24 protein-coding genes and 1 pseudogene are annotated in these 23,950 nt (G+C 63.3%); 9 read left to right on the top strand and 16 right to left on the bottom strand.

Annotation, left to right across the window (positions count from 1 at the left end; all coding sequences use genetic code 11):
• Nucleotides 1-42: 42 nt before the first annotated feature.
• From C2H86_RS03145 to C2H86_RS03165, 5 genes are all read right to left on the bottom strand, one after another.
• Nucleotides 43-855, bottom strand: coding sequence for an OmpA family protein (locus C2H86_RS03145; protein WP_159411398.1), 813 nt, complete (start codon nucleotides 853-855; stop codon nucleotides 43-45).
• Complete coding sequence (locus C2H86_RS03150) at nucleotides 852-1,205, bottom strand: DUF4398 domain-containing protein (protein ID WP_159411399.1); 354 nt, start codon at nucleotides 1,203-1,205, stop codon at nucleotides 852-854. Before C2H86_RS03150 ends, C2H86_RS03145 begins: the two co-directional genes overlap by 4 nt.
• Before the next feature lie 9 nt (nucleotides 1,206-1,214).
• Nucleotides 1,215-2,036, bottom strand: a complete 822-nt coding sequence (locus C2H86_RS03155) for a substrate-binding periplasmic protein (protein ID WP_159411400.1) — start codon at nucleotides 2,034-2,036, stop codon at nucleotides 1,215-1,217.
• Nucleotides 2,037-2,115: 79 nt separating this feature from the next.
• A complete protein-coding gene (locus C2H86_RS03160; RefSeq protein WP_159411401.1) occupies nucleotides 2,116-3,060 on the bottom strand; it encodes an electron transfer flavoprotein subunit alpha/FixB family protein in 945 nt (314 codons plus the stop codon).
• On the bottom strand, nucleotides 3,061-3,810 hold the full coding sequence (locus C2H86_RS03165) for an electron transfer flavoprotein subunit beta/FixA family protein (protein WP_014590265.1): 750 nt from the start codon (nucleotides 3,808-3,810) through the stop codon (nucleotides 3,061-3,063).
• Between the two features lie 549 nt (nucleotides 3,811-4,359).
• On the opposite strand from C2H86_RS03165, the gene C2H86_RS03170 reads away from it, so the two are divergent.
• Nucleotides 4,360-6,024 (top strand): electron transfer flavoprotein-ubiquinone oxidoreductase, encoded by a 1,665-nt coding sequence (locus C2H86_RS03170; protein ID WP_240349680.1) that lies wholly within the window; start codon nucleotides 4,360-4,362, stop codon nucleotides 6,022-6,024.
• Between the two features lie 71 nt (nucleotides 6,025-6,095).
• Here C2H86_RS03170 and C2H86_RS03175 read toward each other — a convergent pair whose 3' ends face one another.
• The 5 genes from C2H86_RS03175 to C2H86_RS03195 form a co-directional block, all read right to left on the bottom strand.
• Entirely contained in the window at nucleotides 6,096-6,497 is a 402-nt protein-coding gene (locus C2H86_RS03175) for a type II toxin-antitoxin system MqsA family antitoxin (protein WP_159411402.1), read from the bottom strand.
• 2 nt (nucleotides 6,498-6,499) lie between these two features.
• Nucleotides 6,500-6,796: a type II toxin-antitoxin system MqsR family toxin gene (locus tag C2H86_RS03180; RefSeq protein WP_159411403.1), complete on the bottom strand. Its 297-nt coding sequence runs from the start codon at nucleotides 6,794-6,796 to the stop codon at nucleotides 6,500-6,502.
• A gap of 94 nt (nucleotides 6,797-6,890) precedes the next feature.
• Entirely contained in the window at nucleotides 6,891-8,216 is a 1,326-nt protein-coding gene (locus C2H86_RS03185) for an MFS transporter (protein WP_159411404.1), read from the bottom strand.
• Between the two features lie 71 nt (nucleotides 8,217-8,287).
• A complete protein-coding gene (locus C2H86_RS03190; protein WP_159411405.1) occupies nucleotides 8,288-8,767 on the bottom strand; it encodes a histidine kinase in 480 nt (159 codons plus the stop codon).
• A 170-nt stretch (nucleotides 8,768-8,937) separates the two neighbouring features.
• Nucleotides 8,938-9,414 (bottom strand): sigma-70 family RNA polymerase sigma factor, encoded by a 477-nt coding sequence (locus C2H86_RS03195; RefSeq protein ID WP_159411406.1) that lies wholly within the window; start codon nucleotides 9,412-9,414, stop codon nucleotides 8,938-8,940.
• Nucleotides 9,415-9,618: 204 nt separating this feature from the next.
• On the opposite strand from C2H86_RS03195, the gene C2H86_RS03200 reads away from it, so the two are divergent.
• The 4 genes from C2H86_RS03200 to C2H86_RS03215 are packed head-to-tail and all read left to right on the top strand — an operon-like array spanning nucleotide 9,619 to nucleotide 15,106.
• Nucleotides 9,619-10,776, top strand: coding sequence for an efflux RND transporter periplasmic adaptor subunit (locus C2H86_RS03200; RefSeq protein ID WP_159411407.1), 1,158 nt, complete (start codon nucleotides 9,619-9,621; stop codon nucleotides 10,774-10,776).
• Entirely contained in the window at nucleotides 10,777-12,741 is a 1,965-nt protein-coding gene (locus C2H86_RS03205) for a MacB family efflux pump subunit (RefSeq protein ID WP_159411408.1), read from the top strand.
• 3 nt (nucleotides 12,742-12,744) lie between these two features.
• Nucleotides 12,745-14,160 carry an efflux transporter outer membrane subunit gene (locus tag C2H86_RS03210; RefSeq protein WP_159411409.1) on the top strand — a complete coding sequence of 472 codons (1,416 nt, stop codon included), beginning with the start codon at nucleotides 12,745-12,747 and terminating at the stop codon, nucleotides 14,158-14,160.
• A gap of 55 nt (nucleotides 14,161-14,215) precedes the next feature.
• Nucleotides 14,216-15,106, top strand: a complete 891-nt coding sequence (locus C2H86_RS03215) for a siderophore-interacting protein (RefSeq protein ID WP_159411410.1) — start codon at nucleotides 14,216-14,218, stop codon at nucleotides 15,104-15,106.
• A gap of 40 nt (nucleotides 15,107-15,146) precedes the next feature.
• On the opposite strand, the gene C2H86_RS03220 is transcribed toward C2H86_RS03215, so the two are convergent.
• The 3 genes from C2H86_RS03220 to C2H86_RS03230 all read right to left on the bottom strand — a co-directional run bounded on the left by C2H86_RS03220 (nucleotide 15,147) and on the right by C2H86_RS03230 (nucleotide 18,750).
• Complete coding sequence (locus C2H86_RS03220; protein WP_159411411.1) at nucleotides 15,147-16,538, bottom strand: aspartate aminotransferase family protein; 1,392 nt, start codon at nucleotides 16,536-16,538, stop codon at nucleotides 15,147-15,149.
• 197 nt (nucleotides 16,539-16,735) lie between these two features.
• Complete coding sequence (locus tag C2H86_RS03225) at nucleotides 16,736-18,058, bottom strand: ATP-binding protein (RefSeq protein WP_159411412.1); 1,323 nt, start codon at nucleotides 18,056-18,058, stop codon at nucleotides 16,736-16,738.
• Nucleotides 18,055-18,750, bottom strand: a complete 696-nt coding sequence (locus tag C2H86_RS03230) for a response regulator (protein WP_159411413.1) — start codon at nucleotides 18,748-18,750, stop codon at nucleotides 18,055-18,057. The genes C2H86_RS03225 and C2H86_RS03230 overlap by 4 nt, the downstream gene beginning before the upstream one ends.
• A gap of 541 nt (nucleotides 18,751-19,291) precedes the next feature.
• Between C2H86_RS03230 and C2H86_RS28300 the strand changes: the two genes are divergently transcribed.
• The 4 genes and pseudogenes from C2H86_RS28300 to C2H86_RS03245 all read left to right on the top strand — a co-directional run bounded on the left by C2H86_RS28300 (nucleotide 19,292) and on the right by C2H86_RS03245 (nucleotide 21,191).
• Nucleotides 19,292-19,600, top strand: coding sequence for a hypothetical protein (locus C2H86_RS28300; RefSeq protein WP_240349745.1), 309 nt, complete (start codon nucleotides 19,292-19,294; stop codon nucleotides 19,598-19,600).
• Between the two features lie 14 nt (nucleotides 19,601-19,614).
• On the top strand, nucleotides 19,615-19,893 hold the full coding sequence (locus C2H86_RS28305; RefSeq protein ID WP_240349707.1) for a polymorphic toxin type 15 domain-containing protein: 279 nt from the start codon (nucleotides 19,615-19,617) through the stop codon (nucleotides 19,891-19,893).
• 19 nt (nucleotides 19,894-19,912) lie between these two features.
• A pseudogene (locus C2H86_RS03240) lies at nucleotides 19,913-20,529 on the top strand (GAD-like domain-containing protein).
• A gap of 35 nt (nucleotides 20,530-20,564) precedes the next feature.
• The gene (locus tag C2H86_RS03245) at nucleotides 20,565-21,191 is read left to right on the top strand and encodes a GAD-like domain-containing protein (RefSeq protein WP_159411415.1); all 627 of its coding nucleotides are present in this window, start codon (nucleotides 20,565-20,567) and stop codon (nucleotides 21,189-21,191) included.
• Between the two features lie 9 nt (nucleotides 21,192-21,200).
• Here the strand turns inward: C2H86_RS03245 and C2H86_RS03250 are convergent, their stop codons facing one another.
• The 3 genes from C2H86_RS03250 to C2H86_RS03260 are packed head-to-tail and all read right to left on the bottom strand — an operon-like array spanning nucleotide 21,201 to nucleotide 23,950.
• Nucleotides 21,201-21,767: a nucleotidyltransferase family protein gene (locus C2H86_RS03250; RefSeq protein WP_159411416.1), complete on the bottom strand. Its 567-nt coding sequence runs from the start codon at nucleotides 21,765-21,767 to the stop codon at nucleotides 21,201-21,203.
• Nucleotides 21,764-22,735 (bottom strand): XdhC family protein, encoded by a 972-nt coding sequence (locus tag C2H86_RS03255; protein ID WP_159411417.1) that lies wholly within the window; start codon nucleotides 22,733-22,735, stop codon nucleotides 21,764-21,766. Before C2H86_RS03255 ends, C2H86_RS03250 begins: the two co-directional genes overlap by 4 nt.
• Nucleotides 22,736-22,738: 3 nt before the next feature.
• The gene (locus C2H86_RS03260) at nucleotides 22,739-23,950 is read right to left on the bottom strand and encodes a cytochrome c (protein WP_159411418.1); all 1,212 of its coding nucleotides are present in this window, start codon (nucleotides 23,948-23,950) and stop codon (nucleotides 22,739-22,741) included.

Genomic DNA, 23,950 nt, shown 5'->3' on the forward strand with positions numbered 1-23,950 from the left:
CATGCCGGCGATGGGCCGCAAAGCGGCCCTTTTTCAAGGTGATCAGCGCGCTGGCGCGAGTCGCCCTTTGTCGTCAGAGAAGACGATTTCCACCCGGCGATTCTGCGCCCTGCCACGCTCCGAAGCATTGGCCTCGATCGGGTACTGGTCGCCATAGCCTTCGACCTGCAGGCGCTTCTCGTCGATCCCCAGGTCGACCAGCATGTCTGCCACCGACTGGGCACGATCGCGCGACAGCTTGAGGTTGTCTTCTGGCGTGCCCGTGCTGTCGGTATAGCCCTCGATCCGTACCACGCGACGCGGATTGAGCTGGAGGAACTGCACCAGCTTGAGCACGGTGCGGCTGGCCGAGCTCTTCAGGTCGGCACTGCCGGTGTCGAACAGCACGTCACTCAGGGTCATCACCAGGCCTCGGTCAGCCTGCTCCGAGGCCAACGCGGCAATCTGGTTCTCCACCCATTTGCCCTGCTGCTGCACACTGGCCAGCTTGGCCTCACGCAAGGCCAACTGCAGGCGCTGACGCTCGAGGTCGAGCTTGGCCCGACGCTCCTCGCTCAGCGCCAGCTTGGCATGCTCGCCGGCAATCTCGCTGTAGCGCTGGCTCAGGTAGGCATAATGGCGCACGTCGCTGCCCGTGCCGATGTAGCCGGAAAGGCGCTCGGCGCGGGACAGCGACTCACCGGCACGGATCACGTCACGCGGGGCACTGCGCAGCACGTCGGCATCGTCCTTGACCTTCTGGAAGGCCGCGGTCGCGTCATCCAGCGCCGCCGAACTGCGCTGGCTGGCGCAACCCTGCAAGCCGGCCGTCAGCACCAGCAGTGCCAGCGCGGTTTTCGCATTCAGGCGCATCATGGCTGCACCTCCAGTTGCTTGCGCAGGCGCTTGACCCGCGTTTGCAGCAGCTGAAGCTGCTCTTCGCTCTTCTGGTTCAGCACCTGCGCCTCGGCCAGGCGGGCATCCAGCTCGGCCTGCTCGGCACGCAGGCGTGCGTCACGGTAGTCCTCGGTCAGCATGTTGGTCTTGGCCCGGGCGAACTTGTCTTCGGCCAGCTTCAGCGCCTCGACCTGGTCGGTGGCTCCGACTGCCTTGGCCTGCTCCAGCGCCTGCTCGGAAATTCGCATCTGCTCATTGGGCGCCGGGTCTTTGGCGCAGCCGGCCAGGCCGAGCATGGCCACGACCAGGATAAGGGATTGGGTTCTCACGCACTCTTCCTAATGTTTTGGGGCGTCCGCCTGCACTTGCATCTGCGCTTTCCAACGCTCGACATTACGTTGCAGCACGGCTTCGGACGCACCGGAGATCGGCAATTCTGTCAGCTTTTTCGCCAATTGCCCACGCAACCACGCGTCATTGCAGGCCGAATTGTGCGACAAGGCCAGGTACAGGCCAGGGCGGTCCACTGGCAAGCCGCGCGCGATGAGGTTGTTGCTCATGCCCAGGCTTTGGGTCATGGCCATGCCCGAGTAGCGCCCGGCCAATACATAATCGACCTGGCCCAGCACCAGTTTCTGGAAGGCCTGGGTGAGGTTCTGCGCCGGCACCAGCTTCAACTGGGCCTTGGCGAAGGCAGTGAACGCCGGGGTCAGGCGGGCACGCTCGGACAGGCTGCCCTGGTACTTGGCCAGGTCGGCCGGGCCTTCGAACTCCAGCGTAGCGTCGTGACGCGTCCAGACCAGGTATTCATTGAGCTGCAAGGGTGGGTGGATGTAGTCCAGCGCCGTCAGCTGCTCCACTTGCATGGGGGTATCGAGCAGCAGGTCCATGCGCCCACTGCGCACCTCTTCCAGCGCCTGATCGCGCCGACCGGCACTGAGCACCTCGACTTTCACCCCCAGCTCGCCAAGCACCTGGCGCAGCAGGTCGACATTGGCACCGATCAGGTGCTTCGGGTCGCTCGGGTCTTGCCAGGCATACGGCGGTGCGTCCGGGCTGCCGGTTGCCACCAGTCGCTCGCACTTGCCTGCCGCCATCACCACCGGCGACAGCAGCGCCACCATGCATGCCAGCACCCTGCCCGCTTCGCGCAACACCATCCTTCACTCCTTGCCCGGCAACAAAAAAGCCCGGCCCTCAATGCGAGGGCCGGGCTTCTTTATAAGTGAAGCAGGCGGATCAGACCAGCTTTTCCAGCTCCGGAACAGCTTCGAACAGGTCGGCGACCAGGCCGTAATCGGCCACCTGGAAGATCGGCGCTTCTTCATCCTTGTTGATCGCGACGATCACCTTGGAATCCTTCATGCCGGCCAGGTGCTGGATCGCACCGGAGATACCGACGGCGATGTACAGCTGTGGCGCAACGATCTTGCCGGTCTGACCGACCTGCATGTCGTTCGGCACGAAGCCGGCATCGACCGCAGCGCGCGAGGCACCAACGGCAGCGCCAAGCTTGTCGGCCAAGCTGTACAGGTGCTTGAAGTTGTCACCGTTGCCCATGCCACGGCCGCCGGAAACGACGATCTTGGCAGCGGTCAGCTCTGGGCGGTCGGACTTGGCCAGTTCTTCGCCAACGAAGACCGAGATGCCGGCGTTGTGCGCAGCAGCGACAGCTTCTACAGCAGCCGAACCACCTTCGGCAGCCACGGCGTCGAAGCCGGTGGTACGCACGGTGATGACCTTGACCGAAGCGCTCGATTGCACGGTGGCAATGGCGTTACCGGCGTAGATCGGGCGCTTGAAGGTGTCGGCCGATTCAACCGAGATGATCTCGGAGATCTGGTCAACGTCCAGCAGCGCGGCAACGCGTGGCAGGATGTTCTTGCCGTTGGTGGTGGCCGGGGCTAGTACGTGGCTGTAGCCGCCGGCCCCGCCTTGTCCAACAAGAGCAACGATCAGCGGCGCGACGTTTTCTGGCAGGGCGTGGGCGTAGGCGGCGTTATCGGCAACCAGCACCTTGGCCACGCCAGCGACCTTCGCAGCGGCTTCGGCAACGCCACCGACGTTCTGGCCAGCGACCAGCACGTGCACATCACCACCGATCTTGGCGGCAGCGGCGACAGTGTTCAGGGTGGCCGGGGCTACGGCACCGTTTTCGTGTTCAGCGACAACCAGGATAGTCATTTAGATTACCTTCGCTTCGTTCTTCAGCTTCTCGACCAGTTCGGCCACCGATTTGACCTTGATGCCAGCGCTGCGGGCAGCCGGAGCTTCGACTTTCAGGGTCTTGTTGGTGGAGGCGAGGGAAACGCCCAGCGCATCTGGAGTCACGGTTTCCAGCGGCTTCTTCTTGGCCTTCATGATGTTCGGCAGCGACGCGTAGCGTGGCTCGTTCAGGCGCAGGTCGGTGGTGACGATGGCTGGCAGATTCAGCGCAACGGTCTGCAGGCCGCCGTCGATTTCACGGGTGACGTTCAGCTTGTCGCCAGCCACTTCGACCTTGGAGGCGAAGGTACCCTGGGCGAAGCCGGTCAGCGCGGCCAGCATCTGGCCGGTCTGGTTGTTGTCACTGTCGATGGCCTGCTTGCCGAGGATCACCAGCTGTGGCTGTTCCTTGTCGACAACGGCTTTCAGCGCCTTGGCCACGGCCAGGGAATTCAGCTCGTCAGCGGCTTCGACCAGGATGGCGCGGTCGGCACCCAGAGCCAGGGCAGTACGCAACTGCTCCTGAGCGGTGGTCGGGCCGACGGAGACGACAACGATCTCGGTCGCGACACCCTTTTCCTTCAGGCGTACGGCTTCTTCCACGGCGATCTCGCAGAAGGGGTTCATGGACATCTTGACGTTAGCAAGGTCGACGCCGGAGTTGTCCGCCTTGACGCGAACCTTGACGTTGTAGTCGACCACTCGTTTGACAGCTACAAGAACCTTCATGGATTCCTCGTTACTCTCCGGTGAATAGATAGTCGCCTGGGGCAGAGCCCGGCGATGCGCGTGGGTACAAGGGCACCTCTGAAAACGTACCGGGAGGGGCAAACTTCATGGTGACCGAACAGTCTTGTCGCGACTGTTGCGGCAAATACCCACGGGTCATTTTCTGTGGTGGCGTGTAAACTCCACTACAAACCGGCCAAAGGCCGCAAAACCCTGCTCCACACCTGGTCTTTAGAGGTGTACCTGCGCCCGGCTGCAAGCCTACGGCGAACGTAAAACCGCTCGTATCTTGACCGCAACACCCAATCCGGTCAATACGGCAAATCGGTCACCTTCCAGCCGCGTCCCTGTGATTTTACTGGGCTCCGGCAAATTCAAACAAACGTTTGTATTGGACCCGCCAAGTGGTGTAGATATAATGCGCGCCAAGACAAAACGGTGTAGTCCGTCCATTGCGTAGCTACAGTTTCGCGCCAGTGAAGCGCCGCTGCACGCAAGCACCCATAAGACAAAGCAACAGCACGAGCCTTGATGAGTAGGAGAGAACCTGTGGAACGCGAATACATGGAATTCGACGTGGTCATCGTCGGCGCAGGCCCCGCGGGCTTGTCCGCCGCCTGCCGCCTGAAGCAGAAGGCCGCCGAAGCCGGTAGCGAGATCAGCGTCTGCGTGGTGGAAAAAGGCTCCGAAGTAGGTGCTCATATTCTCTCTGGCGCGGTGTTCGAACCCCGCGCCCTGAACGAGCTTTTCCCGGACTGGAAAGAGCTCGGCGCCCCGCTCAACACCGAAGTGAAACGCGACGATATCTATGTGCTGAAAAGTGCCGACAGCTCGACCAAGGTCCCGGACCTGTTCGTGCCCAAGACCATGCACAACCACGGCAACTACATCATCTCCCTGGGCAACCTGTGCCGCTGGCTGGCCCAGCAGGCCGAAAACCTGGGCGTGGAAATCTACCCGGGCTTCGCCGCCCAGGAAGCGCTGTTCGACGAAAACGGCGTGGTCCGCGGCATCGTCACCGGTGACCTGGGTGTCGACCGCGAAGGCAATCCGAAGGACGGCCTGTACACCCCGGGCATGGAACTGCGTGCCAAGTACACCCTGTTCGCCGAAGGCTGCCGCGGTCATATCGGCAAGCAGCTGATCAAACGCTTCAACCTCGACAGCGAAGCCGACGTCCAGCACTACGGCATCGGCCTGAAGGAAATCTGGGAAATCGACCCGGCCAAGCACGAGCAGGGCCTGGTGGTGCACACCGCTGGCTGGCCGCTGGACGTGACCAGCAAGGACAACACCGGCGGTTCGTTCCTCTATCACCTGGAAAACAACCAGGTAGTGGTCGGCCTGATCGTCGACCTCTCCTACGCCAACCCTTACCTGTCGCCGTTCGATGAATTCCAGCGCCTGAAACACCACCCGGTGATGAGCCAGTATCTCGAAGGCGGCAAGCGCATCAGCTATGGTGCCCGCGCCATCTGCAAAGGCGGCCTGAACTCGCTGCCGAAAATGGTCTTCAACGGCGGCGCGCTGATCGGTTGCGACCTCGGCACCCTGAACTTCTCGAAGATCAAGGGCAGCCACACCGCCATGAAATCCGGCATGCTCGCCGCCGAGGCGGTGGCTGACGCACTGGCTGCCGGTCGCGAGGGTGGCGACCTGCTCGACGGCTACGTCAGCGCGTTCAAGGCCAGCTGGCTGTACGAAGAACTGTTCGCCAGCCGTAACTTCGGCCCGGCACTGCACAAGTTCGGCCCACTGCTCGGTGGTGCCTTCAACTATGTCGACCAGAACTGGTTCAATGGCAAGCTGCCGTTCACCCTGCACGACACCAAGCCGGACTACGCCTGCCTCAAGCTGGCCGCCGAGTCGAAGAAGATCGACTACCCGAAACCGGACGGCAAGCTCAGCTTCGACAAGCTCAGCTCGGTATTCCTCTCCAGCACCAACCACGAAGAGGAACAACCCTGCCACCTGAAGCTGACCGACCCGAACGTGCCGATCGCCAGCAACCTGCCGCTGTATGACGAACCGGCCCAGCGCTACTGCCCGGCGGGCGTGTACGAAGTGGTCAGCCAGGAAGACGGCAGCAAGCGCTTCCAGATCAACGCGCAGAACTGCGTGCACTGCAAGACCTGCGACATCAAGGACCCAGCGCAGAACATCACCTGGGTCACCCCTGAAGGCGCTGGTGGGCCGAACTACCCGAACATGTAAGGCCACTGCCCATGCAGCAACAAAAAGCCCCCGGTTCGTGAGAGCCGGGGGCTTTGCATTGTGCACCGCTTTCACGCTGTCCTGATTTCTTCGAACAACTCCGGGTGACGGTCGAGCAGCTTGAACAATTTGATCAGCGCCACTGGCGGTCTGGTCTTGCCGTTTTCGTATCGTGAAAAAGCATTCACTCCTCCACCGAATATTTCACCAGCCTCCCGCTGATCCAAATCAAATTTCTTGCGCACGGTAGTAATGAAATCAGGGTCAACATCTTGAGCATTGACCTGGCGATTAAAAGCAGACATCAGTTCACTGACACGCAAAGCCTCGCCATGACTCAGTACTGCCTCGCCACAGGCAGAGCAGTAGTCGCCTGAAACATCAGGAATCACTGTTGACTCCCCTTTGTAGCGATAGGGCATGTCCAGAATATCCGGTGCAAGCTCCGCACCGCCGCAAATTGGGCATTTCATGGTTACAACTCCTTGAAAGACACGATTAGCACGTCATCCACTACCGACAGTTTCAGGTACAAGTAACCCTTGGCTGTAAGCGGTCGGTAGACATCTTGCCAAATGCGGTGGTCGGCATAACTGGTCATGCTCTTGTGGAAGTCTCTGCGCTCCAGACCGTTGATAATCTCAAGCATCTCCGGATACTCCACTCCCAGGGCCTGCGCGCCCCGCAACGAAGCAGTCGTCGGACTGATGCGGCCAGCGCTGACCAATGCTCTCACCCGCTCCAGCGAGCAATGAGGCGTTCTCTTTTCCATGAGAAATTAACCTTCCAGGTTAAATTTGGCTAATAGGTTATTCCAATAACCCCCGCCTGGAAGTCTGCCTCAACGCCCCGCCGCCACTACTGACTCATTTGTCACCGCACATGATCGGCATTGGCTCCGCTGCGAACGCCAATGGCTCACGACGCCCGAAATACAAGGCGGTCAGCAGCCCGACCGTGCCCATGATCAGACAGAAACCGACACACACCCACGGGCTCCACGGCATCAGTGCAATCAACGCCAGCGGCGTGGTACTGGCCCATAGCGCGTAAGCCACGTTGTACGTGAAGGAAATCCCCGAAACACGGATCTCGGCCGGGAACAGCCCGACCATCACCGACGGCACCACACCCACCACACCGCAGGCCAGCCCAGCCAGCGCATAGGCCAGCCAGGTCATGCCCCACTGCCCCACCAGGCTGGCGTACAGCGCAGCGATGCCCAACGGCAGCAGCACGCTGTAGATCATCAATGCGCGCCAGGCGCCCAGGCGGTCGACCAACAAGCCGGCCAGCACACAGCCGATATTGAGGAAGACGATGCCCACGCTGCTCAGGGCGAAGGTATGCCCCGCCGTCATGCCGAAGCGTTGCTGCATCACCGTCGGGGTAATCACCACCAGTACCACGACTGCGGAAGTCAGCACGCAGGTCAGCAGTGCCGCCGGGATCAACGCCGAGCGGTGCTCGCCCAGCACCCGTCGTAGCGGAAACTTGACCGGTTGCTCCTGACGTTCGCGCAAGGCCAGGAACACCGGGGTCTCGCTGAGCCAGCGGCGCAGCCACACACCGATCACGCCAAACACTCCACCGAGCAGGAACGGATAACGCCAGGCGTAATCGAGAATCTCCTGCGGTGTGAACAGGTGCGCCAGCAGGGTCGCTGTCAGTGCACCCAGCAGGTAACCGAAGGTCAGCCCTGCCTGCAGGAAGCCCAGGGCATAGCCACGACGCCCGTTTGGCGCATGCTCGGCGACGAAGGTCCACGCGCTCGGCACTTCGCCACCTACAGCGGCGCCTTGCAGGATGCGCAACGCCAGCAGGATCAGCGGGGCCGCATAGCCGATGTCGGCATAGGTCGGCATCACCCCGATCAGCAGGCACGGCAAGGCCATCATCAGGATGCTCAGGCTGAACACCCGTTTGCGCCCGAGGTGGTCGGCGAAATGCGCCATCAGGATGCCGCCCAGCGGTCGCGCCAGGTAACCGGTGACGAAGATGCCGAAGCTCTGCAGCAGGCGCAGCCACTCGGGCATTTCCGGCGGGAAGAACAGCTGGCTGAGGGTCAGGGCAAAGAACACGAAGATGATGAAATCGTAGATTTCCAACGCGCCGCCCAGTGCCGCCAGGCCCAGGGTCCGGTGGTCGCCGCGGCTGAACCGGGGCGGGCGAGCGGTATCGATGGCAGTCATGGCAGGGGTCCGCAGATCGGCAAAGGGCAAGAGGATAGCAAATGCCCGCCGCCTTGCCCCCAGCAACGCCACTAACGGCTGAAGACGGTGTGGCCGAAGTTCCTGGGCTTGCGCGCATAGGCCGCGCCACTCGCCAGCCCGGAAGGCAGGGCAATCTTGCCGACCAGCACAGGGCTGTCGATGATCGCCATGAAGGATTGCAGCGCGTCGTTATCCGGTACCTGTGGCAGGCTCACGCTGACGGCCTGGCGCTCGGTCTGCGGCACGACAGGCACTTTCAGGTGTTGCGAATGGTAAAGCAGGGCATGCTGGATCTGCGAACTGACCCGGCAGAACCGTGCCAGGTCGACGCCCGCATGGCTGGCCAGCTCGATATTGCCCAGCAGCAGGTTGAACGGTTGCAAGGCGCACTGCACCAGGCGCTGCAACTCTTCAAAAGATTCGACAGGGGCAATCCGGTAATAGCCAAGGCCATTGAGCAGTTTTTCCAGCTGCAGGCGCTGCTGCGGGTGCTCGTCGGCAATCAGGATGCGCAGGGTCTTGTTAGTCATTTTCGGACCTGGGCCGTCAGGTGAAAAGGGACAGCTCCCTGACCAAACTGCGCCAGAAACAGGCAACCGCCAGGGCTGTACCTGGAGGGGTCAATTTAGATATTTGTCGGGAAAGCGGGAGAAATCAAGTGGCCATTACACAGAATTTTCACTTGCCCTTCACCCTACGTTCAGGACTCCCACTGCCGCATGCGCACACGGCAGTGCTTCATGGCATTGACGATGTGCTTTTCCACCAGGCTGCGGGAGATACCCAGGCGCTCTGCAATCTGCTGGTGTGACAGGCCATCGAGCTTGCGCAACAGAAAGCAGTCGCGGCACACCTTGCTCAGTTCATCCAAAGCCTTTTGCATCATGGCCAGGCGCTGGTCGAGTTGCATGTCCTGCTGGAGTTCGGCGCTGAGAAAGCGCCCATCGGCCTCCAGCGCATCCAGTGATTCGGCCTGGCGCACCTGATGGCGCCGGTGCCGGTCGATCACCAGGTTGAGTGCCGTACGGTAGAGAAACGCCCGCGGATGCTCGATCTGCCCGCTTTCGGTCCGCTCAAGTACACGCAGATAGGCATCGTGGGCAACGTCCTCCGCAGCCTGGCGGTTGCCCAGGCGGGTACAAAGGAAGCTCACCAGTTCGCGATAGTAATGTTCCACAACAGCACCTGAAATCGTCCTTGCAACCCACGTGCGGGACTGAGTGATACCGGGCTGTGATAGTACAAATTATAACTATTCTCAGCAACACGCCCTCCGCCCCCTCGTTCAGGCTAAATCCACCTGGCCGGCCTTCGTTTATCTGGGACTTCGGTGCGCACCTCGATTGGCAGCGCGTGACCACTACCCAGGCTGGAAGTCCGCATGAGCCGTTTAACCTCCCCCCGCCGCCAGTTCATCCTCACTGGCGTGGGCCTGCTGAGCCTGGGCTGCCTGCTGGCCTGGCAAGCCCTGCCCTTCGGCGCGCAACCGCTCGGTACCGTCACGGTCACGCGGGCAGACATCGAAAGCAGCGTGACCGCCCTGGGCACCTTGCAGCCCCGGCGTTACGTGGATGTTGGTGCCCAGGCTTCGGGACAGATCCGCACGTTGCACGTGGAAGCGGGCGACCCGGTGCGCAAGGGCCAACTGCTGGTCGAGATCGACCCCTCCACCCAGCAGGCACGGCTGGATGCCGGGCGCTTCTCGATCGACAACCTCAAGGCCCAGCTCGCCGAGCAGCGTGCGCAGTTCGAGCTGGCCAGCCAGCAGCTCAAGCGCCAGCGCGAGCTTGCCACCGCCGGCGCCACCCGCGATGAGGACGTCCAGGCCGCTGCTGCCCAGCTCAAGGTCACCCAGGCGCGCATCGACATGTTCCAGGCCCAGATCCGCCAAGCCCAGGCCAGCCTGCGCAGCGACGAGGCGGAGCTAGGCTACACGCGCATCTATGCGCCGATGGACGGCACCGTGGTGGCCGTCGACGCCCGTGAAGGCCAGACCTTGAATGCTCAGCAACAGACACCCTTGATTCTGCGCATTGCCAAGTTGTCCCCCATGACGGTTTGGGCTCAGGTCTCGGAAGCCGATATCGGCAAGGTCAAACCTGGCATGACCGCCTACTTCACCACGCTGTCCGGTGGCAAACGCCGCTGGAACAGCAAGGTGCGGCAAATCCTGCCGATTCCACCCAAACCCCTGGAGCAGACCAGTCAGGGTGGTGGCAGCCCGGTCAATGCTACCAACCAAGTGGTGCAATACACCGTGCTGCTCGATGTCGACAACCCGGACGGCGCATTGATGGCCGACATGACCACTCAGGTGTTTTTCGTGGCCGGCCAGGCTAACCAGGTGCTGACCGTGCCGCTTGCCGCGCTGGACGACAACGGCAACTTGCACATGGCAAGGGTGCTCGACAGTCACGGCAAGGTGGTGCAGCGCCAGGTACGTACTGGGCTCAGCGACCGCCTGCGAATCCAGGTACTTGAAGGTCTTAGCGAAGGTGAGCAACTGCTGATGGGCGCCCCCAGCGCCAGCGGAGGCTGAATGACTGCGCCGCTGATCGAACTGGTCGATATCCGCAAATCCTACGGTGGCCAGGACAGCCCCAAGGTCGATGTGCTGCGCGGCATCAGCCTGAGAATCCACCCTGGGGAGTTCGTCGCCATCGTCGGTGCATCCGGCTCGGGCAAGTCGACCTTGATGAACATACTTGGCTGCCTCGACCGCCCGACGTCGGGCAGCTACCGCTTCGCCGGCAAAAACGTGGCCGAGCTGGGTAGCGATGAACTGGCCTGGCTGCGCCGCGAGGCGTTCGGCTTCGTGTTCCAGGGCTACCACCTGATCCCTTCGGGCTCGGCCCAGGAAAACGTCGAGATGCCGGCCATCTATGCCGGCACGCCCGCCAGCGAGCGGCATGCCCGCGCCGCCGCCCTGCTCGCCCGCCTGGGCCTGGCCAGCCGCAGCGCCAACCGCCCGCACCAGCTCTCGGGCGGCCAGCAGCAACGGGTGTCGATCGCCCGGGCGCTGATGAACGGCGGCCATATCATCCTTGCCGACGAGCCCACAGGTGCGCTCGACAGCCACAGCGGCACCGAAGTCATGGCGCTGCTCGACGAACTGGCCAGCCAGGGCCACGTGATCATCCTGATCACCCACGACCACAAGGTGGCGGCGCGGGCACAGCGGGTGATCGAAATCCGCGACGGCCAGATGATCAGCGACAGCGCGACCGGCCAGGCACCCAGCGCTCCGCGCCAAGCCTTGCAAGCCGACGACCTGCGCCAGCGCCTGGACCGAGGCGCGACCCTGCGCGGGGCCTGGAAGGGTGAGCTGGTCGAAGCCCTGCAAGCCGCCTGGCGGGTCATGTGGGTAAACCGCTTTCGCACCGCCCTGACCCTGCTCGGCATCGTCATCGGGGTCGCCTCGGTGGTGGTCATGCTGGCCGTCGGCGAAGGCAGCAAGCGCCAGGTGATGGCGCAGATGGCCGCCTTCGGCTCGAACATCCTCTACCTCAACAGCAAGCCCGCCACACTGGGTGAACCTGCCGGCACCATTACCCTCGATGACGTCGCCGCCATCGGCCAACTGCCCCAGGTCAGGCAGATCATGCCGGTGCTGGGCGAAAAGGTGATGGTGCGCCACGGCAACAACAGCCAGCGCTTCTACGTGGGCGGTAACAACAACCAGTTCCCGCTGATCTTCAACTGGCCGGCGGTCGAAGGGGCGTTCTTCACCGACGCCGACGAAGCCAGTGGCGCGGCAGTGGCCGTGATCGGCCAGAAAGTCCGGGAAAAGATGCTCGCACCTGACCGCGATCCGCTTGGCCAGTACCTGCTGATCGGCAACGTGCCCTTCCAGGTCATTGGCATTCTCGCCGGCAAAGGCGCGAGCTCCGGCGACCAGGATGCCGACGGGCGCATCGTGGTGCCCTACTCGGCAGCGGCTATCCGCCTGTTCGGCCAGCGCGACCCCGATTACATCACTGTCGCCGCCGTCGACGCGGCACGGGTCGATGAAACCGAAGCCGCCGTCGACCGCCTTCTGCGCCAGCGCCACCAGGGCCGTCACGATTTCGAACTGACCAACTCGGCCGCGTTGATCCAGGCCGAGGCACGCACCCAGAACAGCCTGTCGCTGATGCTCGGGGCGATTGCCGCGATCTCGCTGCTGGTCGGTGGCATCGGGGTGATGAACATCATGCTCATGACGGTGCGCGAGCGCACCCGCGAAATCGGTATCCGCATGGCCACGGGCGCACGCCAGCACGACATCCTGCGCCAGTTCCTCAGCGAAGCGGTGATGCTGTCGATGGTCGGCGGCATGGCCGGCATTGGCTTGGCCCTGCTGATCGGCGGCGCATTGATGCTGGGCAAGGTTGCCGTGGCCTTCACCCTGCCCGCCATGCTCGGTGCGTTCTCCTGCGCCGTTCTCACCGGCATCGTGTTCGGCTTCATGCCGGCCCGCAAAGCCGCCCGACTCGACCCGGTCAAAGCCCTCACCAGCGAATAGCCCATGACCCTGCCAAGCCGCATCAGCCTGTTGTCCCTGTGCCTGGGCCTCGCCGCCTGCAGCCTGCCGCCCACGCCATCCAGCGGCATCGCTGCACCCACCGCCTGGCAAGGCGAAACCCTCCAGCCCTCTGCCAGCCTGCCATCGGCGCAGTGGTGGCAGGCCTTTGACAGCGCCGAACTGGACCGCCTGGTAGAACGCGCCCGGTCCAATGCCCACGACCTTGCCGCCGCCACCGCGCGCGTGCGCCAGGCCCAGGCCAAGGCGGTGATCGCCGGCGCGCCGCTGCTGCCGGAGCTCAGGTTCGAGCTCGACGGCAGCCGCCAGCGCCTGCTGCATGGCGAGGGCTATGACCAGCTCGATGTCAGCAAGTATGAGCGGACCAGTACGTCGTTCGGCATGCAGCTCGTCGCCAGCTACGAGATCGACTTCTGGGGAGGCCTGCGCGCTGCGCGTTCGAGCGCCCTGCACAGCCTCGACGCCAGCCGCTTCGAGCGCCAGACGGTCGAACTGACGCTGGTCAGCAGCGTGGCCAGCAGTTACTTGCAGGGCCTGGCCCTGGAAGAACAGCTGCGCATTGCCCGCCTCAACCTGCGTAACGCCCGTGATGTCCTGGCGCTGGTCGAAACACGTCAGCGCGCCGGCTCCGCGACACGCCTGGAACTGGCCCAGCAGCGCAGCCTGGTGGCCGCCCAGGCGCGGCAAGTGCCGCTGCTCGAACAACAGTGGCAGGACAACCGCGTTACTCTTGCTACTCTGCTGGGCGACCCGGTCCAGGCCCTGCCCACCACGGGTGAAGCGCTGGCAACCGTGAACTGGCCGCGCATTGGCAGCGGCGTACCCAGCGAACTGCTCGCCCGCCGCCCAGACATCGCCGCCGCCGAAGCACGCCTGGCCGCCGCCCACGCCAATGTGCAGGTGGCCAGGGCCGCCCTGCTGCCAAAAGTGACCTTGGGCGCCAACATTGGCACCGGCGCAAGCACCCTCGCCGAGGTCTTCGACAGTTCCTATTACACCCTGACCGCCGGCCTGGTCGCGCCAATCTTCAACAATGGCCGGCTGCGAGCGGCGCAGCAGTTGGCCCAAGCAGAGCAGGATGAGCTGCTGGAGAGCTATCGCAGCAGCATCCTGGCCGGCTTCGCCGATGTCGAGAAGGCCCTCAATGCCATCCACGGCATTGAGCAGCAGCGCCAGTGGCAGGACCAGGAGGTCGAACAGGCGCGCCTGGCCTTCGACCTGGCCCAACGGCGCTACGCAGCCGGGGCCGAAACCCTGCTGAGCGTGCTCGAAACCCAACGCACGCTCTATCTCGCCCAGGACCAGCAGGCGCAGTTGCGCCTGGCTCGCCTGCAGGGCAGCGTGGCGCTGTACAAGGCGCTGGGGGGTGGCTGGCAGGTAGCGAACGCGGACAACGGTTAATTCGCCGTACGCGCAACTCGTTCATAGGGAAAGCCGCTTGCTAGAGGATTTCCCCATGACCCGCTCCGCCAGCATGCTCCAGGCCTGGCAACAAGGCCTGCGTCGCCTGATCCAGGGCCAATCGCCAGGCGCCCGCCCCTACCGCGCGTTCGACCTGGTACTCGCCCGGCGCATCGCCCTCAGCCCATCGTTCGCCCGCCTGGTGTTCACCGGCCCGGATGTCGAGCTCATGCACACCCTGGCGCCCGACCAGCGCGTGAAACTGTTATTTCCCGCCGCTGACGGCTCATTGCCAACCCTGCCCCACGACGTGCACTGGAAGACGGCGCACAGCGCGCTGCCGCGCGAACAGCGCCCACCCATGCGCACCTATACCATCCGTGCCTTGCGCCCGGATGCCCTGGAAGTCGATGTGGACTTTGTGCTGCACGGCGTCAATGGGCCGGCCTCGGCCTGGGCGACCCATGCCCAGGAGGGCGACCGGCTGGTGATGGTGGCGCCGAACCAGGCCCATGCCGGCGACCCCGGCGGCTATGAGTGGAAGCCACCACAAGGTACACGCCACGTGCTGCTGATCGGCGACGAAACAGCGCTGCCCGCCATCGCCGGCATTCTCGAAGCACTGGCAGAGCAACAGCCCGAACTGGCCGTGGAAGCCTTCATCGAAGTCCCGCAGGAGGCTGATTGCCTGCCCCTGCGGCACAGCGCCAATACCCGCCTGCACTGGCTGCCCCGCGAGCTGCTGCGCTGCGAGCATGGCCAGGCCATGCAGCATGCGGTGCGCGAACTGGCCAGCCTGCCGCTGGAAAGCGCGTTCTATGCCTGGGTGGCCGGGGAGTCGGCGACGGTGCTGGAGATTCGCCGGTACCTGACAAAACAGCGTGGGCTGAAGCGCGACAGCCTGATGACGATGGGGTATTGGCGCCTGGGTGAAAATAGCGATTGATCAGGCTGCACGAGAGGGCCGCAGCGCGGCCCTCCCGGACTCAAATCGCCGCGGCCACTGCTTCGGTAAAGCGCTGCGCTACCTCGTCAATCTGTTGCGCACTGATGATCAGCGGCGGCAGGAAGCGCACCACGGCGCCATGGCGCCCGCCCAGCTCGAGGATCAGCCCACGCTTGAGGCATTCGCGCTGGACCTTCGGTGCCAGTACCCGATTGGCAGGCGAGTGGCCAAGCGTATCCGGCTGACCTTGCGGATCGACCAGCTCCACCCCAAGCATCAGGCCACGGCCACGGATATCACCCAGTTGCGGATAATCCCGTTGCAGCCGCTGCAGATGCTCACGCAAACGCAGGCCCATGGCCTCGGCATGTTCGGCCAGGCGGTGCTCCACCAGGTAATTGATCACCGCCGAACCGGCGGCCATGGCCATCTGATTGCCGCGGAAGGTGCCGGCATGGGCGCCTGGCTTCCAGGTATCCAGCCAGTCGCGATAAACCACAACCGCCAGCGGAAGGCTGCCACCAATGGCCTTGGACAGCGTGACCACATCCGGCACGATGCCGGCATGCTCGAAGGCGAACATCCGCCCGGTCCGGGCGAAGCCGCTCTGGATCTCGTCGACGATCAACGCCACGCCAGCCTGTTCGGTGATGCGTCGCACACCCTTGAGCCACTCGATGTCGGCAGGGATCACCCCGCCCTCACCTTGCACCACTTCAAGGATCACCGCCGCTGGCAGCGGCACGCCGCTTTCCGGGTCGAGCAACAGGTTTTCCAGGTAATGCAGGTTGGCCTTGACCCCGGCTTCACCGCCCAGGCCGAACGGGCAACGGTAGTCGTAGGGGTACGGCATGAACTGCACGCCATTGCTCAGCAGCGCGCCCAGTGGCTGCTTGGGACCATGGCTGCCCATCAGGCTCAGCGCGCCTTGGCTCATGCCGTGATAGGCGCCCTGGAAGGCCAGCACGGTGCTGCGCCCGGTGGCACCGCGCACCAGCTTGAGCGCCGCTTCCACCGCGTCGGTGCCGGTCGGCCCGCAGAACTGCACCTTGGCATCGCGGCGCAAGGCTTCGGGCAGGATGCCGAACAGGTCCTGGACGAAACGGTCCTTGACCGGCGTGGTCAGGTCCAGGGTATGCAGCGGCAGTTCGTCAGCTAGCACGCGCTGGATGGCCTCGATCACCACCGGGTGGTTGTGGCCCAGGGCCAGGGTGCCGGCGCCGGCCAGGCAGTCGATGAACTGGCGGCCTTCGACATCCTCGACGTGGATGCCACGGGCGCGCTTGAGCGCCAGCGGGATACGCCGGGGGTAGCTGCGGGCGTTGGATTCCTGTTGCTGCTGGCGCAGCAGCAGGGGCGAGTCACTGAATTCGTACAAAGGTTGCGGCGCGCTGGCCGGCGGGACCTGGGCAAGGCTGGTAGCGGTGGACATGGGTGAATCCTCGCAAGCAAGCGAATGGGCAGTTATCGCTTGGAAAACGCTTGAGTGCGGGGAGGATTTAGCGGTTGTTGCGGGAATTTCCTCAGCCTGTGCCGGCCTCTTCGCGGGGCAAGCCCGCTCCTACAAATACGGCAAGCTCTTGTGGGAGCGGGCTTGTCCCGCGAAAGGGCCGGCAAAGGCATTGAAGATCAGCTGGCCGAACGCGCCGGCACCTGCAGCAGAACCCGCAACCCATCTTGGCGACTGTCGAACCTGAGGCTGCCGGCACAGCGCTGCACGATCGCCTGAACGATCGCCAACCCCAACCCACATCCCCCACTCTGCCCGTTGCGCCAGAAGCGCTCGGTCAGGTGCTGCAGATCGCCATCGGCAATGCCCGGCCCATGGTCACGCACCATGAACCCCACCTGCCCATCGGCCATCTGCACTTCCAGCTCCACCTCGGTATCACCACCATGGCGCAGGGCGTTGTCCAGCAGGTTGCGCAACGCCGCCACCGCCAGCGGCGCAGGCATGCCCAGGTAGATCTGCGTAGCCTCCTGCGGCAGGTGCAAAACGATGCGCCGATTGTCACCGCCACCCGCATCCTGCACCGCCTGGCGGGCGACCTGTTCGGCGCTGCATTGCACCCCGTCCTCGAACGACAGGCTGCCCTCGACCCGCGCCAGCATCAGCAGCTGCTCCAGGGTCCGGTGCATGCGATCGGCGCCTTGCTCGGCATGCTCCAGCGCCTGCTCGCGCACCGCGCCGTCGGTCATGCGCGCCACCTGCAGGTGGGTCTTGATCGCCGTCAGCGGGCTGCGCAGTTCGTGGGCGGCATCGTCGGTCAGGCGCCGTTCGCGCTCGATGGTCTGGGCGATGCGCAGGAACAGCTGGTTCTGGGTGTCGAGCAAGGGTTGCAACTCGCTGGGCAAGCCGGCCACCTGCAACGGCTCGACACTGTCGGCACGCCGTCGGCGCAGGGCGTCGCGCATGCGATTGAGCGGCTCCAGGCCTTTGCCCAGGCCAATCCACAGCAGCCCGAGGCTGCCGAGCAAGGCCATCAGCACCGGTGCCGAGGCGGCCAGCAGGATCGACTGGTTCAGCGCCTCGCGCTCCATGTGCCGGTCGGCGGTGGTGATGCGTACGTCACCGTGGTTGTAGGTGAAGGTGCGCCACAACGCACCGTCGATGGTCTGGTCACGGAAGCCGCTGCGCTGGTCGTCCATGGCGCCGTCATGCTTGTGGTTGCTGGCAAGGATCTCGCCGCGCAGGGAACTCACCTGGCAGGCCATGCCGTCGGGCACGCTCAACTGGTCGGCGGAAAAATGCGCATCCTCGCCCTTGGCCGCCAGCGGCTGCGGCAACTGGTCTATCAGCCCGGCGACCATGCGCGCCGAAGCCACCAGGCGCTGGTCGAGGGAGAACATCATCTGCTGGCGCAGGTCGCGCAACATCCACGCGGCTGCCAGCGCCCAGATGATGATGAAGGCGGTGCCGAGGATCAGGCTGAGGCGTACCCGCAGGCTCATGAGGCGTTTCTCTCGGAGGCTTGCTCCGGCGCCAGTGCAGGCCCCAGGCGATAACCCAGGCCACGCACGGTCTCGACGATACTGTTGCCGAGCTTGCGCCGCAGGTGATGGATATGCACGTTCAGCGCGTTGCTCTCGACCTCGTCGCTGAAGCCATACACGCAGTCTTTGAGTTGCTCGCTCGACAACACCCGGCCGGGGTTCTGCATCAACGCCTGGAGCAGCGCCTGCTCACGACGCGACAGGTCTACAGGCTGGCCGGCCAGGGTCGCTTCGCAGCTGCTCGGGTCGTAGCGCAGCGGGCCATGCTCGATCACGTTCACCGCCCGCCCCGCCACCCGGCGCAACAGGGTATGCAGGCGTGCGGCCAGCTCACGCAGGTCGAAAGGTTTGAGCAGATAGTCGTCGGCACCGGCCTGCAGGCCATCGACCCGGTCGGTGACTGCATCGCGCGCGGTGAGCACCAGCACGGGCAGGTCCACACCTTGCTGGCGCAGACGGCGCAACAGTTTCAGGCCATCCTCGTCGGGCAGGCCGAGGTCGAGGATCATCACGTCGAACTGCGCCGCTTGCAGCAACGCCCGGGCGCTGGCGGCATTGGCCACGCGGTCGACGGTCAGGCCCTGGGCGGTGAGGCCGGCGCAGATGCCGCTGGCGATCAGGTCATCGTCCTCGCAGAGCAGAACGTGCATGGTGAGGCTCCCGGAGTGGTGTGGCTGGCATTGCACTATGGAGGGATTAAGGGGGGATTATGGACCTTTTTGTGTTCGCCTTGATGTTTTCAGCGCCGGTGAGATCGAGCGCCGCAAGGCCGCTCCCACAGGATTATCACTAGCGTCCAGGCGTGCGCTGTACTTGTGGGAGCCGCGCTTGCCGGCGATGGGCCGCAAAGCGGCCCCACGATTTCAAGGTTGTTGCATATATTGCCGGGGCCGCTTCGCGCCCCATCGCCGGCAAGCGCGGCTCCCACAGCGCAGGACTGGAAGCTGGTGATTTACCAGTGTGCGAGCTTGCTCGCAATGCGCCGCGCGAGGGGCGCTCGATCTTCAGGACGCCAAATCCCTCCAGCCGTACCCTCGCAGCAACACCTCAATCCGGCCCCCTCTACCCCCGCCACCAATAACGAAATAGACTTTTCCTACGGCTGACTCAGGAATTTCCCACTCAGCTTCATGATGTGATTTCCCCTGCACAAAATTGGCAGGGAGACGCCTCATGCTGCTCTGGTAAATCGTGCCCACCTGGCGCGATATCGAAACACGCATCACCGATGAAATGGGCTATCAGGGAGGCGCCCATTTCCGTACCTACCTCAACGAACAAGTGCCGTCACTGGCCCTCAACCTGCGCCGCGTGGACACCGTCCGGCGCGCGTTCCACAAGGCGGAATGGGTAGCCGGCGACCTGCTGTACCAGCGCTTCGCCGACCTCGACATCAAAAGCATCCTCACCGACCTGATCGGCGTCTCCGAGCAGATGGCGCCAACCCTGTCAAACGTGATCCCACACTTGCTAAAAAGGCACGCAAGGACCTTTACATAAGCCTAAGAGATAGGATTCAGGAGGACTTATCCAAAACGATGGGTCAGCGAGAAGCGAGAAAACTTTCGGAAATGCAATCTAAGGAGACGATGTCAACCCTCGCAGCCTTGCATAACCCTGATCTTAGTGCGGGTGGCCGAGACGCTATTGCTGATTTCGGCGACAGACAGGTTAACTCAAGTATTGGTCCTCAGTGGAAAAGCAGGATAGGAGGGCTCCGACAGGCTGCCGAAGAAATGGCCGAAATGGGAGGCAAGGCCGGGCTTTTAAACGTGAAACTACACAAGTGCTAACAAACTGGAGGTCATCAAAATGGATGAAGCATTTTCTGTTTTTATTGAACAGGTCGGTGAGCCTACACACAGGTAGGAGGTCCCCACATCGACCATAAAGCGTTACAAGGGGAAGCTACCGGATAAACTTCTGCAATATTGAATGGAGCATGGATGGTGTGGGTACGGCGATGGAATGTTTTGGACCGTAAACCCTCAAGAGTATGAGGGCGTAGTCGCCTCTATGCTCGAGAGTGCAAATCTGGCAACGTACGACAAATTCCATCTCATAGCCCGTGGAGCCTTTGGCGACCTTTATTTATTTGTGAGAAAACCGGATTCTCACTGAAAATCGCACCGCATATAGGCCGATACGTTGGCAGCAAACGTGAAGTCGCGCCGTCCGACATGGACAGGCTAGTGCAGAGCTTCTTCGCCTGCAGAGATTTGGATTCAAATGATTTTGATGACATGTTTGAACCGGCTAAAAAGAGCCTCGGCATACTTGGCCCAGACGAGATGTATGGCTTTGTTCCGGCCTTGGTGTTCGGCGGCCCTATTCGACTCGATAATCTTGAAAAGCTGAAAGCAATTGAACACTTGGTACCGCTGTCTCAGCTTTGCACAATCGAACCCTATAGCTTTTCCGACTTTTGAAGCCCTTACCCGATAGGAATAAAAGGATCTAAAAAATGAACGTACTCTTCTCCATCTTCCTCGAAACCTTCAACGACCCCATCGGCCACCAGCCCGTCCCCCTTTCCGCTCTTGAGCATTACAAAGACAAACTCCCAAACCAACTCCTGACCTACTGGAAAGACCACGGCTGGTGCGGCTACGGCGGCGGTCTGTTCTGGATGGTCAACCCGCAGGAATACGAAGACGTCGTGACCTACTGGCTGGCAGGCACTGACTTCGAAACCCGCGACACCTACCACCTCATCGCCCGTAGCGCTTTCGGCGAGCTGTACCTCTGGGGTGAAGAAACCGGGTCAGTCCTGACCATCACTACCTACGCATCCCAATACATCGATGGCGCCTACAGCGCGACCGACGAAGAGCGAGACGCGAAGATCCAAGGTCTGCTCATGTGGGTAATGACTGAAGGGATCGACCTGGGCCTGTTCGAATCAGCCAGGGAAACACTGGGGACGTTGGCGCCAGACGAGATGTATGGTTTCGTCCCGGCGTTGATGCTGGGCGGGCCTGCCAGCCTGGCCAATCTCCAGCGGCTCAAGGCCGACGTGCATCTGATTCTGCTTTCCCAACTTGGCGAACTGGAACCTTGTGCCTTCGATGATGAAGAAGAAGATGAGTAGAACCGACGCTCATTGGCGCAGTGCATCGGGCGTATCGACATCCCGCAGCACGCCAGCATCCTCGACCGCGAGCCTGACGCAACGGTCTGGATGGGCCCTGACGACCGAGCGCGCCCCTTCATCGCCCGTCAGCCGCGCAAGCGCTGGCCAGAAATCACGCCCGAACAGCACCGGATGGCCCTGCTGCCCGTCATGACAAGGCAGAACAATCGTCGACCCACCGGCCTCGCGTGCAAGCAAGCCCAGGGTCTCGGGCGCCACCCAGGGCATGTCACCCAGCAGAATCGCCACCGCCTGCGCCTCGCTGTCAACCAGCGAAGCGGCGCCAGCCGCCAGGCTATGGCCTAAGCCCTGCGCGAAATCGGCACTGCTGATGACCCGGCACGCCGACGGCAACCCCAGCTCCTCTCCCCGCTCGCCGTCACGCAACACCACCCGCACGTCATCGAACACCGCGCAAGCACGCTCGACACTGTGCACCAGCAAGCTGCGACCATCCGCCATCAGCGCGCGGCGCTTGTCAGCACCGAAACGCACGCTGCTGCCAGCCGCCAACACCAACGCCACCACACTCACAGCGCCGCCCGCCCGATGCCGTTGCGCAGGCGCAGGATATCGGCGAGCACCGCCAGGGCGATCTCGGCCGGGGTCTTGCTGCCCAGGTTGAGGCCGATTGGCGCGTGGATCCGCGCCAGTTCGTCGTAGCCCAAGCCGCCGATGCGGTGCAAGCGTTCGCGACGCTTGTCGGAGGTGGCCTTCGAGCCCATCACGCCGATATAGAACGCTTCGGTACGCACGGCTTCAAGCATGGCCAAGTCATCTATTTTCGGATCATGGGTCAATGCAACCACTGCCGTGTCGGCATGGCAACCGCCATTGGCGATGAACTCCGACGGCAGCTCGCGGCGCACCTCGATGCCGTCCAGCACCACGCCTTCGAGCACCTCGTCACGCGGGTCGCAGAGGATGACTTCAAAGCCCATGCCTTTACCGAACTCGGCGCAGAAATGCGCGACGCTGGAGTAGCCAGCCAGCAGCAGACGCTGGGCAGCACCGACACGCAAGCGCACGCGGCCGCTTTCACGTTCCACGCGTGGTCCCTGGCTGTGGTCGTCGACAACAATGCGCTCACCCTGCGGCAGGCTCACCTCGCGCAACAACCGGCGCTGGCCGCGCAGCGCGCCTTCCAGCTCACGCAGGTGGGCCTGCACCTCACAGTCGGCCGGCAGGTTTTCCACCAGCACCTCGAGCACGCCGCCGCAAGGCAGGCGAATGCTCGAACGCGGGTCGTTGCCATCGCCATAGCGCACGATGGCAATCGGCTCGGGGAATTCGCCCCGCGCCACACGTTCGAGGAAGTCATCTTCGACGCAACCGCCCGACAGCGACCCCAGCCACTGGCCGCTGGCGTTGACCGCCAGCAGCGAGCCCGGCGCACGCGGCGCCGAGCCGTAGGTGGCGAGCACCGTGCACAACCACACCCGCTGGCCATTGCACGACCACTGCAGCGCCTGGCTGATCACCTGGAGATCGAGATGCTGCACGGTTTACTCCGCCTTCAGCTCGGCGAGCTGCTGTACGGTCAGGTCGCCGGGCAATCCACCCCAGGCCTGGCGCAGGTAGTTGACCATGTCCGTCACTTGCTGGTCGTCAAGTTTGTCGGCGAAGCCCGGCATCGGCTGCATGCGCTCGAAGCCGGTGAACTGCTGCTCGCGGATACCGTCGAGAATGGCCTTGACCAGGTTGCGCGAATCGTCCTGGCGCAGCACGGTATTGCCGCGCATGGCCACCGCGATGTGCGGCTTGCCTTCGCCGTCGACGCCATGGCAACCGGCGCACACATTGAGGTACTGCTGGTGGCCACGCTTGGCGCTGTCGCTCATGCCCTCCAGGGCGACAGCTTCGATCACCTTCGCCGCTGGCGGCTGGTCGCCCAGCAGGTAGGTGGCCATGGCGCTCAGGTCGGCATCGGTCAGGTGCTGGGTGCTGTGGTGCACCACCGGGTACATCTCGTTGAACATGCTGCCCTGTGCACTGATGCCATGCTTGAGGAAGGTGGTCAGGTCAGGCTGGGTCCAGCCCCGCTCGGCCAGGTCCTTGGCCAGCAGGCTCGGTGCCAGGTAACCCAGCAGCAGGCTGCCGGTCAGGCGCTTGTCCTGCTGCAACGCACCAATAGGGTTACGCGGCGTGTGGCACTCGCCGCAGTGGCCCATCACCTCGACCATGTACTGCCCGCGCTGCCAGGCCGGGCTGTTGCCCTCGGTCGGCTGCAGTTGCACGCTCTTGCCATAGAGCATGTTCCAGCCGGTCAACCCCAGGCGCACGTTGAACGGGAAGCTCAACGCCGTCTGCGGCGCCGGGCGGTTGATCGGCGGCACGGTCATCAGGTAGGCGAGGATCGCATCGGAATCCTCGCGCTTGATCAGGTGGTACGAGGTGTAAGGCATCGCCGGGTAGAGGTTGGCGCCGTCCTTGCGCTTGCCCTCGGTGACTGCGGCGAAGAACTCGTCGGCGGAGTAGTTGCCGATACCGTACTGCTTGTCCGGGGTGATGTTGCTGCCATAGATGGTGCCAAACGGCGAATGGATCGGCAGGCCACCGGCGAACGGGGCACCGCCTTCGGCCGTGTGGCAGGCCATGCAGTCGGCCGCACGGGCCAGGTATTCACCGCGCTTGACCTGCGCCTCATCGGCCGCCTGGGCCAGCGAAACGACGGCAAGGCCAAGGGCCAGCGCGAGCGTGCTACGAACGATGCCCAT

Source organism: Pseudomonas putida, from assembly GCF_009883635.2.
Classification (GTDB): Bacteria; Pseudomonadota; Gammaproteobacteria; order Pseudomonadales; family Pseudomonadaceae; genus Aquipseudomonas; species Aquipseudomonas putida_W.